Genomic DNA, 14,373 nt, shown 5'->3' on the forward strand with positions numbered 1-14,373 from the left:
GCCAGTTGATGGACAATACGCGGCTATCCACAGGCAACCGGATCGAAACACCCGCATGAGCGACCTCTCCGCGCACACGCCCATGATGCAGCAGTACCTCAAGATCAAGCATCAGCATCCCGAACAGCTGCTGTTCTATCGCATGGGCGATTTCTACGAGCTGTTCTATGACGACGCCCGGCGTGCCGCCAAGTTGCTCGACATCACCCTGACCGCCCGTGGCGCCTCGGCCGGCAAGTCCATCCCCATGGCCGGCATTCCCTTCCATTCCGCCGAAGGCTACCTGGCCAAGCTGGTCAAGCTCGGCGAATCCGTGGTGATCTGCGAGCAGATCGGCGACCCGGCCACCAGCAAGGGCCCGGTGGAACGCCAGGTGGTGCGCATCATTACCCCGGGTACGGTCAGCGACGAGGCGCTGCTCGACGAGCGCCGCGACAACCTGCTGACCGCCGTGCTGGGCGACGAACGCCTGTTCGGCCTGGCCGTGCTGGACATCGCCAGTGGTCGCTTCACCGTCCAGGAACTGGCCGGCTGGGAAACCCTGCTGGCGGAGCTGGACCGTCTCAATCCCGCCGAGCTGCTGATCCCCGACGACTGGCCCGCCGGCCTGCCCGCCGAGAAGCGCCGCGGCGTACGTCGCCGGGCGCCCTGGGATTTCGACTGCGATTCGGCGCTCAAGAGCCTCTGCCAGCAATTCGGCACCGGTGACCTCAAGGGCTTCGGTTGCGACAAGCTGGGCCTGGCCCTCGGCGCCGCCGGCTGCCTGCTGGCCTATGCCAAGGAAACCCAGCGCACCGCCCTGCCACACCTGCGCAGCCTCCGCCACGAGCGCCTGGACGACACGGTCATCCTCGACGGCGCCAGCCGCCGCAACCTGGAACTGGACGTCAACCTGGCCGGCGGTCGCGACAACACCCTGCAATCGGTGGTGGACCGCTGCCAGACCGCCATGGGCAGTCGCCTGCTGACCCGCTGGCTGAATCGTCCGCTGCGCAATCGCGCCATCATCGAAGCCCGCCAGGACGCCATCACCTGCCTGCTGGAAGGCTATCGCTTCGAGTCGCTGCAACCGCAGCTCAAGGATATCGGCGACCTGGAGCGCATCCTCGCCCGCATCGGTCTGCGCAACGCCCGCCCGCGGGATCTCGCCCGCCTGCGCGATGCCCTGGCCGCGTTGCCAATGCTGCAGGAGGGGCTGACGCAGATGATCGCCCCGCACCTGCTCGACCTGGCCCGGAGCATCCAGACCTATCCGGAGCTGGCCGCTACCCTGGCCCGCGCCATCATCGACAATCCGCCCGCGGTGATCCGCGATGGCGGCGTCATCAAGCGCGGCTACGACAGCGAGCTGGACGAGTTGCAGACCCTGAGCGAGAACGCCGGCCAGTTCCTCATGGACCTGGAGGCCCGGGAAAAGGCCCGCACCGGCCTGCAGGGCCTCAAGGTCGGCTACAACCGCGTCCACGGCTACTTCATCGAGATCCCCAGCCGCCAGGCCGAATCGGCCCCGGCCGACTACATCCGCCGCCAGACCCTCAAGGGCGCCGAGCGCTTCATCACCCCGGAGCTTAAGGCCTTCGAAGACAAGGCGCTGTCGGCCCAGAGTCGCGCTCTGGCGCGGGAAAAGGCGCTCTACGAAGCCCTGCTCGACGAGCTCATCGGCCACCTGGCGCCGTTGCAGGACAGCGCCGCCGCCCTGGCCGAACTGGACGTCCTGGCCAACTTCGCCGAGCGCGCTCTCAACCTGGACCTGAACAAGCCGCGCTTCGTCGAGGAGCCCTGCCTGAAGATCGGCCAGGGGCGCCACCCGGTGGTGGAACAGGTGCTGGAAACGCCCTTCGTCGCCAACGACGTCACCCTGGACAACGACACCCGCATGCTGGTGATCACCGGTCCGAACATGGGCGGCAAGTCCACCTACATGCGCCAGACCGCGCTGATCGTGCTCCTGGCCCATGTCGGCAGCTTCGTCCCGGCGGCCAGTTGCGAGCTGTCGCTGGTGGATCGCATCTTTACCCGCATCGGTTCCAGCGACGACCTGGCCGGCGGCCGTTCCACCTTCATGGTGGAGATGAGCGAGACCGCCAACATCCTGCACAACGCCAGCGAACACAGCCTGGTGCTGATGGACGAGGTCGGTCGCGGCACCAGCACCTTCGACGGCCTGTCGCTGGCCTGGGCCGCCGCCGAGCAGCTGGCGCGACTGCGCGCCTGGACGCTGTTCGCCACCCACTACTTCGAGCTGACCGTGCTGCCGGACGGCCAGCCGAGCGTGGCCAACGTCCACCTCAACGCCACCGAGCACAATGACCGCATCGTCTTCCTGCACCATGTGCTGCCCGGCCCGGCCAGCCAGAGCTACGGCCTGGCCGTGGCGCAGCTGGCCGGAGTACCGGAAGACGTCATCCTGCGCGCGCGCGAGCATCTCGCCCGCCTGGAAGCGGCCAGTTTCAACGGTGAGGTGGGAACGCCGCTGCCGGTGAGAGCGCCAGCCAAGGATCGTCCGCTACAGGCCGATCTGTTCGCCAGCGCCGCCCATCCTCTCATCGAGGAACTGGAACGCCTGCAGCCGGACGACATCACACCCAGACGGGCCCTGGAGCTTATCTACGAATGGAAAAAGCGTATCTGAGTTAACGGATACGAGGGTTCCGGCAATGCTGCTAGAATCCGCCGCCTTAGCCTGAGGAGAACGAGCAGATGACCTTCGTCGTCACTGACAACTGCATCAAATGCAAATATACCGACTGCGTGGAAGTCTGCCCGGTGGACTGCTTCTACGAAGGCCCCAACTTCCTGGTGATCCACCCGGACGAGTGCATCGACTGCGCCCTGTGCGAACCCGAATGCCCGGCCCAGGCGATCTTCTCGGAAGACGAGGTGCCGGCCGGCCAGGAAGCCTTCATCGAACTCAACAGTGAACTGGCCAACATCTGGCCGAACATCACCGAGAAGAAGGACGCCCTGCCTGACGCCGCCGAGTGGGATGGTAAGCCCAACAAGCTCCCCCAGCTCGAACGCTAGGCCTTGCCTGGAATCTCCAGGCAATAAAAAAGGGGGCGGATCGCTCCGCCCCCTTCGTCCCTGTCCCTGCAATCCTGCCACCGTCCTGGTGAACCTCGTCCTGAGGTGTTCCTGATCCGCATCCTGCCGATCCGTGTCGTCCCAGACACAGCGCCGATAGTACGCTTCTCCCGCAGGCTGGCAATCTGCCATAGTGCGCCTTTCGATCTCGCCTCGCGCTTCGACCGGAAACAGAAAAACGTTATGTAGCAGGCACTTGGCGTCTTCTCGCGCTGATCAAGCGATGCTTTCTGGCAGCTCCAAGCGATACAGGCTTACGCAGGCTGTAAGCCCTGACTTACAAGAACACGCAGAAAAAAGCCCGGAAAAATCCGGGCTCCGTTTGGCTGACATTCAGCTAGGCGCGATCAGAACAGCGAATCACTGGACAGGCCGTTGCGTTCGAAGATTTCCCGCAACCGCTTGAGCGCCTCGACCTGGATCTGCCGGACCCGCTCGCGGGTAAGGCCTATCTCCTGCCCTACCTCTTCCAGGGTGCAGGCTTCGTGACCGCGCAGCCCGAAGCGCCGGATCACCACTTCGCGCTGCTTTTCCGGCAACTCCAGCAGCCACTGGTCGATGCTCTGGTTGAGATCCGAATCCTGCAGCAGTTCGCAGGGATCGGTGGGACGGTCATCGGTCAGGGTATCGAGCAGGGTCTTGTCGGAGTCGGGGCCGAGGACCATGTCCACCGAGCTGATCCGCTCGTTAAGGCCCATCACCCGCTTCACGTCTGCCACCGGCTTTTCCAGCAGAGCGGCAATTTCCTCGGGAGAAGGCTCGTGATCGAGCTTCTGGGTCAGCTCCCGCGCGGCGCGCAGGTGCAGATTGAGCTCCTTGACCACATGGATCGGCAGGCGAATGGTGCGGGTCTGATTCATGATCGCCCGCTCGATGGTCTGCCGGATCCACCAGGTGGCATAGGTGGAAAATCTGAAGCCCCGCTCGGGATCGAATTTCTCCACCGCGCGGATCAGGCCCAAGTTGCCCTCTTCGATCAGATCGAGCAGCGACAGGCCACGGTTGATGTAGCGCCGGGCGATCTTGACCACCAGACGCAGGTTGCTTTCGATCATTCGCTTGCGACCGGCGGGATCGCCGCGCTGCGCGAGACGGGCGAAATGCACCTCTTCTGCCGGTGACAGCAGTGGCGAGAAGCCGATTTCGTTGAGATAAAGCTGAGTGGCGTCGAGTGCACGGCCATAGTCGGCCAGCTTGGCACCGCGCAGGACCTGGTTGCCGCGCCCGGACAGGGCCTTGGTCATGGCGGTATCGGCGGATTCCTCACCGAAGGGATTGGAATCGAGAAGCAGGACATCGTCGCCGAGATCGTACTCGGTTTCTTGTTTGTTCTGGATCATCTTGAGTAACCCTTGCTCGTCTGTGCTTCGAGCCAGGGCGTATCGATACGTTGCCGATGCGCCATGACTCGCCCCCAAAGAGCTGCGGGATCGAGTCGGCGCCTAGCGAATCAGCGATTGGGCAAAAACTGCAAGGGATCCACCGGCTTGCCCTGACGGCGAATCTCGAAATGGAGCTTGACGCGGTCGGTCCCGGTCGAACCCATCTCGGCAATCGTCTGCCCTATCTTGACACGCTCACCTTCCCGAACCAGCAACCTACGATTGTGACCGTAGGCACTGACGTAGGTTTCGCTGTGTTTGACGATAACCAGTTCACCATAACCCCGTAGACCATTTCCCGCATAGACCACGGTGCCATCGGCGGCGGCCATCACGGGCTGACCTTCCTGGCCGGCGATGTCTATTCCCTTGTTTAGGCTGCTGCTGGCCGAGAAGCGACTGATCAACGTACCTTTCGTCGGCCAGGCCCAACCGGCGGCGGATTGGGGGACGTCACGGGTCGGCGTCTGGGCCGGTGTCACCGGCGTCGGCGGCGGTGCGGCGGGCAGATTCGGGGTCACCACCGGGGTGGCGGCGGTGGGATTGGAGGTCACGGGCGGCGGAATGGGTACCGGGGTCGCCACCGGATTGCCGGGTGCCGGCGCGGAAGCGACAGGGGTGGCCGAGCCCGTGGCCGGCCGGCGAATGATGCGACTGGAACCCGTGGCGCTGCCGCCATTGCCGAAGCGGATCACCTGGCCGACATGGATGACATAGGGCGCGGCGAGGCCGTTCTGGGCCGCCAGGGCGCGCCATTCCCAGCCGTTGCGCGAGGCGATGGAAAACAGGGTGTCTCCGCGCTTGACGCGATACTGGCCGGAGGTGACCTGGGGCACGCTGCTGCGGCCATCGCCGCGGTCGACCACCGGCGCTCGCGAGCCGTTGCTCGAACAACCCGTCAGCAGCAGGGCCACGAGCAACGTCGCCAGCCAGCCTGAACGCCCTCGTCCTGGAAATCCTTGCGCTCGGGCCTTCACCCGTTCCTCCCGCAGAGTCTGATCATCTACCGTCCGGCCATCCTGCCGGCCTCAAGCGGCCGCTGCCGTCAGGCAGCCTTGGAGCGCGGTACCGGGGTAACGTTCCCTGTCTCTCACTGCGCCAGAGGTCCGTTGAGCAGGGGCACGAAACGGACGGCGTTGAGTTCGTGGCGGACGAAGCCTTCGGCCTCGCGCACGATCAGCAGGAGCTTCTGCTCCTCGTCGACGCCTACCGGGATCACCAGGCGACCGCCAGGGGCCAGCTGGTCGAGCAGCGCCTGGGGCACTTCCCGCGCGGCGGCGGTGACGATGATGCCGTTGTAGGGTGCCAGTGCCGGCCAGCCTTCCCAGCCATCGCCCCAGCGGAACACCACGTTGCGCAGGTTGAGTTCGAGCAGACGCTCCTTGGCCCGATCCTGCAGCGACTGGATACGCTCCACGGAAAACACCCGCTCCACGGTCTGCGCCAGGATGGCGGTCTGGTAGCCGGAGCCGGTGCCGATCTCCATGACCTTGTCCAGCGGCCCGCCGGCGAGCAGCAGCTCGGTCATGCGCGCCACCATGAACGGCTGGGAGATGGTCTGGTTGTGGCCGATGGGCAACGCCGTGTCTTCGTAGGCGCGATGGGCCAGGGCCTCGTCGACGAACAGGTGGCGCGGCGTACGGCGGATCACCTCCAGCACCTGGGCGTTGGACAGCCCCTCTTCGTAGAGGCGCTGGATGAGCCGCTCCCGGGTGCGCTGGGAGGTCATGCCGATGCCGTGTCTTTGCATATGCTCTTGCCCCTGAGTCATGCCAGCAGCTCCGTCAGCGCCGACAGGCCGGCGAAGCCCTCGCGGAAGGTGCGATCGAACTGCAGCGGCGTCACCGAGACATAGCCTTCCAGCACGGCGTGGAAGTCGGTACCCGGTCCGCCATCCACCGCATCGCCGGAAACCGAGATCCAGTAACCGGCCTTGCCGCGCGGATTGATCTCGCGCACCGGCGGCTTGGCCTGGGCCCGGTGCCCCAGGCGGGTCAGCTGCAGGCCCTTGATCTGCTCGAGCGGCAGATCCGGGATGTTGACGTTGAGCACGGTGCGCGGCGGCAGATCGAAGCGTTCGTGCAGGGCCACGATGCGGGCGGCGATCTCGGCCGCCACCGCCATGTTGTCGGCACTGCGCGACACCAGCGAGAAGGCCAGCGCCGGCCGATCGAGGAACCGTCCTTCCATGGCCGCGGCCACGGTGCCGGAATAGAGGACGTCGTCGCCCAGGTTGGCACCCAGGTTGATGCCGGCCACCACCATGTCCGGCGTCTCTTCCAGCAGGCCATTGAGGCCGAGGTGAACGCAATCGGTGGGCGTGCCGTTGACGCCCAGGTAGCCATTGGGCAGGCGCTGCGGATGCAGGGGGCGGTCCAGCGTCAGGGCACTGCTCACACCGCTCATGTCATAGAGCGGCGCGACTACCTGGCACTCGTAGTCCGCACGGGCGGAGAGCGCGGCATGCAGCGCGGCGATACCGGGGGCCAGCACCCCATCGTCGTTGGCGATCAGAAGTCGCATGGATGTTCCGTCTGCCCTGCCTCGCCAAGCGTTACCAGCTCGCGAACCACTGCGGTGGCGAAACAGCCGGCCGGCAGGACGAATTCGAGTTGCAGAATGTCAGGAGCGGGATAATGCCACGTCAGGCCGCCGATGGGGAGGCGCAGGATGCGCCGTTCATGCGAGAGGCCGGCACCGGCCAGCCAGGCGGGCAGCTCTCCGGCGGCCTCTGCGACCTGCCGCTCCAGGTCTGCGGCCGGCCCCTGCACCGGCGACTCGCCGGCGCCCCACAGGGGGCCGGTGGGGTGCAGATCGAGCGCCGCCAGGCGCGGATCGGTCAGATCGGCGGCGGTGGCCGGAAAGTGGCTGCGGCTGTCGGTGAAGGCCAGCAGATCGCCCTCCTGCGCCCGCTTCCAGGAGCCGTCGGCGATGCGCCCGGCCAGCACCTGATTGAACAGCCAGCTGCGCGCGGCGGACAGGGTGCGCGAGCGCCGATTGCGTTGCTCGGGCAGGCGCTGCTCGCGGGCGCACTGCTGAGCGTCCGCCAGGTTGCCGCCCTGATAGCCGAAGCGCTGCGGACCGAAATAGTTGGGCACGCCGCCGGCGGCGATGGCCTGCAGCCGCGCCTCCAGCGCCACTGGATCGGCCTGGAGCCCGGTCAGCCGCAGGCGGAAGCCGTTGGCGGCATGGGCGCCGCGCTGCAGCTTGCGGCGGTGGCGACCCTGCTGGAGGATTACCAGCGTCTCGTCGCAGGCGGCCGACAGATCCGGATCGGCCTTGCCGGGCAGGTGCAGGCTGAACCACTGGCGGGTCAGGGCCTGGCGATCCTTGAGACCGGCATAGCTGATCGCCCGCTGCGGCACCCCGGCGGCGCGCGCCAGGCGGCGTACCGCTTCCTCGGTGTTGAGGCCGCGCTTCTCGACCCACAGCCAGAGGTGCTCGCCATCACCGCTGAGCGGGATGTCCAGCACCTCGTCCACCTGAAAGTCCTCGGCGCTGGCCTTGAGGATCGCCTGGCCGCAGGGCTCGCCATGGGCGCGCGGCCCGAGCAGCTGGTCTTCGGTCATAGCGGCAGCAGCAGGGCCACGGCGTGTACGGCGATGCCCTCTTCGCGCCCGACGAAACCCAGGCGTTCGGTGGTGGTGGCCTTGACGTTGACCTGACCCAGCTCGACCTGCAGATCCTCGGCAATGGCCTGGCGCATGGCTTCGATGTGCGGCGCCATCTTGGGCGCCTGGGCGGCGATGGTGCCGTCGACGTTACCGACCTGCCAGCCCTGCTCGCGGACCAGGCCAACCACATGACGCAGCAGCACCCGACTGTCGGCGCCCTTGAAGCGCGGATCGGTGTCGGGGAAATGCTTGCCGATGTCGCCCAGGGCGGCCGCGCCCAGCAGGGCATCGGCCAGGGCATGCAGCAGCACATCGCCGTCGGAGTGGGCGACCAGGCCACGGTGATGGGGAATACGAATGCCGCCGAGGGTGATGAAGTCGCCCTCGCCAAAGGCGTGAACGTCGAAACCGTGACCTATGCGCATGAAAAGAGACGCCCTTGAGACTGACAGGGCGTCGATTCTACCGGCTGGGGACAGCTCCCGTCGCCCTCAGGGGGCCGTGAGCGCCGCCGCGTGATGCCGCAGATGGTCGTCGATGAAGCTGGCGACGAAGAAATAGCTGTGGTCATACCCCGGTTGCAGACGCAGTTCCAGCGGATGGCCCACGGCTTCCGCCGCGCGCTGCAGCGCCTGGGGCTTGAGCTGTTCGGCGAGGAAGCTGTCCTGCTCGCCCTGGTCGACCAGCAGCGGCAGGCGCTCCTCGGCCTTGGCCAGCAGCGCACAGGCGTCCCACTCGGCCCAGGTGCTGCGGTCCTCGCCCAGGTAGTTGGAGAACGCCTTGTGCCCCCAGGGACAATCCAGCGGATTGACGATGGGCGAGAAGGCCGACACCGAGCGATAACGACCGGGATGCCGCAAGGCGCAGATTAGGGCGCCATGGCCGCCCATGGAATGACCGCTGACGCCGCGGCGATCCGAGACCGGGAAGTTGGCCTCGATCAGCGCCGGCAATTCTTCCACCACATAGTCGTGCATGCGGTAGTGCCGGGCCCAGGGCTGCTGGGTGGCATTGACGTAGAACCCCGCCCCCAGGCCGAAATCCCAGGCCTTCTCGGGATCGTCCGGTACGCCTTCGCCGCGCGGACTGGTGTCCGGCGCCACCAGCACCAGGCCCAGCTCGGCGGCCAGGCGCTGGGCACCGGCCTTCTGCATGAAGTTCTCGTCGGTGCAGGTCAGCCCCGACAGCCAGTAGAGCACCGGCAGGTCGCTGCGCGCCTCCGCCTGGGGCGGCAGGTAGACGGCAAAGGTCATGTCGCAGTCGAGACTGCGGGCGCGATGGCGATAGCGCTTGTGCCAGCCGCCGAAACTCTTGTTGCTGGAGAGCAGTTCGAGACTCATGGTCATCTCCCGGACAGGGGGCGCCCCTGGGCGCCCGCCTGGCGATCAGTAGTGGACGACGGTGCGGATGCTCTTGCCTTCGTGCATCAGCTCGAAGGCCTCGTTGATCTGCTCCAGGCCCATGGTGTGGGTGATGAAGGTGTCCAGCGGGATCTCGCCGCTCTGCGCCTTGCGCACATAGCCGGGCAGTTCGCTGCGGCCCTTGACGCCGCCGAAGGCGCTGCCGCGCCAGACACGCCCGGTCACCAACTGGAACGGCCGGGTACTGATTTCCTGGCCGGCCCCGGCCACGCCGATGATCACCGACTCACCCCAACCCTTGTGGCAGCACTCCAGCGCTGCACGCATCAGGTTGACGTTGCCGACGCACTCGAAGCTGTAGTCGACGCCGCCATCGGTCAGCTCGACGATGACCTCCTGGATCGGCTTCTGGTGATCCTTGGGATTGATGAAGTCGGTGGCACCCAGTTCACGGGCGATGTCGAACTTGGACGGATTGATGTCGATGGCGATGATGCGGCTGGCCTTGGCCATCTTGGCGCCGATGATGGCGGCCAGGCCGATGCCGCCCAGGCCGAAGACGGCGACGGTGGCGCCCTCTTCCACCTTGGCGGTGTTGAGCACGGCGCCGATGCCGGTGGTCACGCCACAACCCAGCAGGCAGACCTTTTCCAGGGGCGCTTCCTGGGGGATCTTCGCCACCGAGACCTCCGGCAGCACCGTGTACTCGGAAAAGGTGGAGCAACCCATGTAGTGGTAGATCGGCTCGCCGTTGTAGGAGAAACGGGTGGTGCCGTCGGGCATCAGGCCCTTGCCCTGGGTGGCGCGTACCGAGCTGCACAGGTTGGTCTTGCCGGATTTGCAGAATTTGCACTGACCGCATTCGGCGGTGTACAGCGGGATGACGTGATCGCCCACTGCGACCGAGGTCACGCCCTCGCCCACCGCCTCGACGATGCCACCGCCCTCGTGACCGAGGATGCAGGGAAAGACCCCTTCGGAATCCTGACCCGAGAGGGTGTAGGCATCGGTGTGGCAGACACCGGTGGCGACGATGCGGATGAGCACCTCACCGGCCTTGGGCGGCTCGACGTCCACTTCGACGATCTTGAGGGGCTCGTTGGGCGCGAAGGCTACGGCGGCGCGGGACTTGATCATGGTCGACTCCAGAGGGGCGAAAAAACGAGAGGACCAGTTTAGACGCCAGAATTCCTGGAACAATCGGGCATACTGGAATTCATTTTTGCCACAGGGAAACAATCATGGGCTGGGAGGGCATCGACGAATTCGTCGCCGTGGCGAGCACCCTGCACTTCGGCCAGGCCGCCGATCGGCTCGGCACCTCGACCTCTCACGTGAGCCGGCAGGTGGCCCGACTGGAAGAACGGCTGCAGGCGCGCCTGCTCTATCGCAGCACCCGCAGCGTCGCGCTCACCGAAGCCGGCCACACCTTTCTGCAGCACTGCCGCCGGCTGCAGGAGGCACGCGACGAAGCCCTGCGCGAGGTCAGCGATCTCTCCAGCCAGCCCAAAGGGCTGATCCGCATGACCTGCGCCGTGACCTATGGCGAGCGCTTCGTCGTGCCCCTGGTCAACGACTTCCTCGCCCGCCATCCCGAGGTGAGTCTGGAACTGGACCTGACCAATCGCACCGTCGATCTCTTGCACGAAGGCTACGACCTGGCCATCCGCCTGGGCCGCCTGGCCGATTCCCGCCTGGTAGCGACCCGCCTGGCGCCGCGAGAGCTCTATCTGTGTGCTGCGCCCAGCTACCTGGAACGCTTCGGCGCACCCCATACCCTGTCGGAGCTCGGGCGCCATCGCTGCCTGGTGGGCACCAGCGATATCTGGAGCTTTCGCGAAAACGATCGCGAGGTGCTGCACCGGGTCCAGGGTTCCTGGCGCTGCAACAGCGGCCAGGCGGTACTGGACGCCGCCTTGCGTGGCTTCGGTCTGTGCCAGTTGCCGGACTACTACGTGCTGCCGCATCTGGCCCGTGGCGAGCTGCGCGCCCTGCTGGACAATCGCCAGCCGCCCAACAGCGCGGTCTGGGCCCTCTACCCGCAGCGGCGCTTTCTCTCGCCGAAGATCCGCCTGCTGGTGGAACACCTCAAACAGGGCCTGAGCACCCCGCGCCCAGGCGCTCGCCACCCATCCGGAAGCTGAGCGCAGCGGAGGAACCGGGTCTTTCGAGCGGCCTTCGAAAGGGTGTCGGTCGTCCTGACCCCGCCCTGCCGGTGGCGTCACGGCGACTCCTGCAGCCGGAGGTCCCATGAACGACACCCTCGATCATCACGCACTCGCCACCTGGATGAAGGAGGCGACCCCACCATGCCTGTCTCTCTACATGCCCACCGAGCGCGCCTTTCCGCAGCGTGAGCAGAATGTCATCCGCTTCAAGAATCTGTTGCGGCAGCTGGAAGCGGATCTCGTCGAGCGCTTTCCCGAAGCCGATCACGTCGCGCTGCTGGCGCCGCTGCAGACCCTGGTGGACAACACCGATTTCTGGCACTACCCGCGCGGCGGCCTGGCCATCCTGCGCGACCGCGCTCAGCTTCGGGTGCTCAAGGTACTGGACCCCCTGGAAGAGACCGCCCGGGTCAATCACCACTTCCAGTTGCAGCCGCTGCTGCGCCTGGCCCAGGCGCGGGATCGCTATCAGGTGCTGTGCCTGACCCGCAATCAGGCGCACCTGTTCGAAGGCAACCGCGACAACCTGGTGGAGGTGGAGCTGGGCGAAGGGGTGCCGCGCACCCTGGAAGACGCCCTTGGCACCGAGCTGACCGAAGGCAACCAGCGCGGCCTACCCCAGGGCTTCAGCCGGGCCGGCGAGCGTGGCGACTCCATGCAGCACAACGCCGGCGGCATCAGCAAGCATGACGAGCAGGACGCCGACCGCGAGCGCTACTTCCTGGCCCTGGACCGCGCCCTGACCCGGGTGCACAGCAACACCGCTCGCCTACCCCTGGTGCTGGCCGCGCTGCCGGAGCACCAGGCCGCCTTTCGCCGCCTGAGCCAGAACCCCCATCTCTTGCCCGAAGGCATCGCCGGTGATCCCGGTCCCCTGGACAACGACGCCCTGCGTGCCAGGGCCTGGGCGGTGATGGCGCCCCGCATGGAACAGCGACTCGACGACCTGCTGGATACCTACGCCCAGCGTCATGGCCAGGGGCTGGCCTCGGATCGCCTGGAAGACATCGGCGGCGCCCTGCTGGACGCCCGGGTCGACACCCTGCTGGTGGAAGCCGATCGCCATATCCCGGGCTATCTGGACCTGGAGCGGCGCCTGCTGGTCCCGGCCAAGCCGGAGGGCGCCAATGCCGACGACCTGCTGGACGAACTCAGCTTCCAGGCCCTGCAGCAAGGTGGCGAGGTGCTGGTCCTGCCGCGCGAGCGGATGCCGGGCGGCACCGGCGTGGCGGCCATCTATCGCTACTAGCCGCTGCGCTGGACCGGATTGGCGCTTGAACTAGACTTCAGCGCCAATCCGCCCCTGCCAAGGTTGTCACCATGTCTGCCCTAGCCGCCTTTCGCGAGCGCTATCTGCTGCGCTTCTGGGCGCCCCTGCCCACGCTGATCGCCCTCGGCGTCGCCTCGGCCTACTACTTCGCCCTGACCGGAATCTTCTGGGCCGTGACTGGCGAATTCACCCGCTGGGGCGGCCATGTGCTGGCCTGGTTCGGCGTCCCGGTAAGGGACTGGAGCTATTTCCGGCTGATCGGCCTGCAGGGCACGCCCCTGGATCGCATCGATGGCGTCATGATCATCGGCATGCTGCTGGGCGCCCTGGCCTGCGCCCTCTGGGCCGGCAACGTCGGCCTGCGCTGGCCCACCAGTCGCCGCCGGCTGCTCCAGGGCCTGGTCGGCGGCATCATCGCGGGCTTCGGTGCCCGCCTGGCCATGGGTTGCAACCTGGCGGCCTTCTTTACCGGCATCCCCATGTTCTCGCTGCATGCCTGGGCCTTCATGCTGGCCACGGTGGCCGGCGCCTGGCTTGGCGTGAAGCTGACCCTGCTGCCCTGGCTGCGCATTCCGCTGAAGGTCACCGCCCACGCCGCCACCCTGCCCGATGCCGGGCAACTGGCCCGGCGCGCGCGTCGCCAGGCCCGGCTGGGTCTCGCCGTGCTGGTGGTGGCGCTGCTCTTCGCCGCCTGGCGTTTCGAGGTCTCCCTGGTACTGGGTCTGGCCACCCTCTTCGGCCTGGTCTTCGGTGGCCTGATCGAGCGGGCGCAGATCTGCTTTACCAGCGCCGCCCGCGACCTCTGGACCACCGGCCGCACCCAGGCGGCGACCGGCATCCTGCTGGGCATGGCGGTGGCCTGCCTCGGCACCTTTGGCGCCATCCAGCTGGGCATGGCGCCCAAGATCTTCTGGATGGGCCCCAACGCCGTGATCGGTGGCCTGCTGTTTGGCGTCGGCATCGTCCTCGCCGGTGGCTGCGAGACCGGCTGGATGTACCGCGCGGTGGAAGGCCAGCTGCATTTCTGGGTGGTGGGCCTGGGCAACGTCATCGGCGGGACCCTGGTGGCGGTCTACTGGGACCGCCTGGGCAGCGCCCTCGCCCTGCCCTATCCCAGGATAAATCTGCTGCAGCAGGCAGGCCCCGGCAGCGGCCTGCTGCTGACCTTTGCCGGCCTGGCCCTCTGCCTGCTGCTGGTGCAACTCAACGCCCGCCGTTTCACTCGCTCCCGGAAGCCTGTCCATGACGCTCGCCAAGACGCCGACGCTGTCGCTTGATCTGCGGGGCGAACACTGCCCCTACAACGCCATCGCCACCCTGGAGACCTTGCAGACCCTGCAGCCTGGCGATCTCCTGGAGGTGATCACCGATTGCGCCCAGTCGATCCACGGCATTCCGGAAGATACCCGGCGCCAGGGCTACGATTGCCAGGCGGTGGAACAGCATGGCGCGCTGTTCCGCTTTCTCATTGAGGTGCCGCTGCGGGCCTGAGGG

14 protein-coding genes are annotated in these 14,373 nt (G+C 66.7%); 6 read left to right on the plus strand and 8 right to left on the minus strand.

Features of this window, described 5'->3' with window-relative positions; genetic code table 11:
* Positions 1–55 precede the first annotated feature (55 nt).
* Both mutS and fdxA read left to right on the plus strand, forming a co-directional pair.
* Complete coding sequence (gene mutS / locus ACZ5R1_RS16555) at positions 56–2,632, plus strand: DNA mismatch repair protein MutS (RefSeq protein WP_077171874.1); 2,577 nt, start codon at positions 56–58, stop codon at positions 2,630–2,632.
* Between the two features lie 68 nt (positions 2,633–2,700).
* Positions 2,701–3,024 carry a ferredoxin FdxA gene (gene fdxA / locus ACZ5R1_RS16560; protein WP_007159459.1) on the plus strand — a complete coding sequence of 108 codons (324 nt, stop codon included), beginning with the start codon at positions 2,701–2,703 and terminating at the stop codon, positions 3,022–3,024.
* Positions 3,025–3,431: 407 nt separating this feature from the next.
* On the opposite strand, the gene rpoS is transcribed toward fdxA, so the two are convergent.
* The 8 genes from rpoS to ACZ5R1_RS16600 all read right to left on the minus strand — a co-directional run bounded on the left by rpoS (position 3,432) and on the right by ACZ5R1_RS16600 (position 10,578).
* The gene (gene rpoS / locus ACZ5R1_RS16565) at positions 3,432–4,424 is read right to left on the minus strand and encodes an RNA polymerase sigma factor RpoS (protein WP_007159460.1); all 993 of its coding nucleotides are present in this window, start codon (positions 4,422–4,424) and stop codon (positions 3,432–3,434) included.
* 110 nt (positions 4,425–4,534) lie between these two features.
* The gene (locus tag ACZ5R1_RS16570; RefSeq protein ID WP_007159461.1) at positions 4,535–5,380 is read right to left on the minus strand and encodes a peptidoglycan DD-metalloendopeptidase family protein; all 846 of its coding nucleotides are present in this window, start codon (positions 5,378–5,380) and stop codon (positions 4,535–4,537) included.
* A gap of 176 nt (positions 5,381–5,556) precedes the next feature.
* The gene (locus ACZ5R1_RS16575; protein WP_007159462.1) at positions 5,557–6,195 is read right to left on the minus strand and encodes a protein-L-isoaspartate(D-aspartate) O-methyltransferase; all 639 of its coding nucleotides are present in this window, start codon (positions 6,193–6,195) and stop codon (positions 5,557–5,559) included.
* Between the two features lie 38 nt (positions 6,196–6,233).
* Complete coding sequence (surE, locus tag ACZ5R1_RS16580; RefSeq protein ID WP_027597061.1) at positions 6,234–6,989, minus strand: 5'/3'-nucleotidase SurE; 756 nt, start codon at positions 6,987–6,989, stop codon at positions 6,234–6,236.
* Positions 6,977–8,035, minus strand: coding sequence for a tRNA pseudouridine(13) synthase TruD (truD, locus tag ACZ5R1_RS16585; RefSeq protein ID WP_027597062.1), 1,059 nt, complete (start codon positions 8,033–8,035; stop codon positions 6,977–6,979). The genes surE and truD overlap by 13 nt, the downstream gene beginning before the upstream one ends.
* On the minus strand, positions 8,032–8,505 hold the full coding sequence (gene ispF, locus ACZ5R1_RS16590) for a 2-C-methyl-D-erythritol 2,4-cyclodiphosphate synthase (RefSeq protein WP_027597063.1): 474 nt from the start codon (positions 8,503–8,505) through the stop codon (positions 8,032–8,034). The genes truD and ispF overlap by 4 nt, the downstream gene beginning before the upstream one ends.
* A gap of 66 nt (positions 8,506–8,571) precedes the next feature.
* Positions 8,572–9,426, minus strand: coding sequence for an S-formylglutathione hydrolase (fghA, locus tag ACZ5R1_RS16595; RefSeq protein WP_161796598.1), 855 nt, complete (start codon positions 9,424–9,426; stop codon positions 8,572–8,574).
* A 39-nt stretch (positions 9,427–9,465) separates the two neighbouring features.
* Positions 9,466–10,578: an S-(hydroxymethyl)glutathione dehydrogenase/class III alcohol dehydrogenase gene (locus tag ACZ5R1_RS16600; RefSeq protein ID WP_027597065.1), complete on the minus strand. Its 1,113-nt coding sequence runs from the start codon at positions 10,576–10,578 to the stop codon at positions 9,466–9,468.
* Positions 10,579–10,682: 104 nt separating this feature from the next.
* Here ACZ5R1_RS16600 and ACZ5R1_RS16605 point away from each other — a divergent pair, with 104 nt between their 5' ends.
* From ACZ5R1_RS16605 to yedF, 4 genes are all read left to right on the plus strand, one after another.
* Positions 10,683–11,585: a LysR substrate-binding domain-containing protein gene (locus tag ACZ5R1_RS16605; RefSeq protein ID WP_464712573.1), complete on the plus strand. Its 903-nt coding sequence runs from the start codon at positions 10,683–10,685 to the stop codon at positions 11,583–11,585.
* A gap of 106 nt (positions 11,586–11,691) precedes the next feature.
* Entirely contained in the window at positions 11,692–12,858 is a 1,167-nt protein-coding gene (locus tag ACZ5R1_RS16610; protein ID WP_144946874.1) for a baeRF3 domain-containing protein, read from the plus strand.
* 71 nt (positions 12,859–12,929) lie between these two features.
* Positions 12,930–14,156: a selenium metabolism membrane protein YedE/FdhT gene (gene yedE, locus ACZ5R1_RS16615; protein WP_464712574.1), complete on the plus strand. Its 1,227-nt coding sequence runs from the start codon at positions 12,930–12,932 to the stop codon at positions 14,154–14,156.
* Positions 14,122–14,370: a sulfurtransferase-like selenium metabolism protein YedF gene (gene yedF / locus ACZ5R1_RS16620; RefSeq protein ID WP_007159471.1), complete on the plus strand. Its 249-nt coding sequence runs from the start codon at positions 14,122–14,124 to the stop codon at positions 14,368–14,370. The genes yedE and yedF overlap by 35 nt, the downstream gene beginning before the upstream one ends.
* Positions 14,371–14,373: the final 3 nt, after the last annotated feature.

This window comes from Pseudomonas sp. Pso3, from assembly GCF_055393275.1.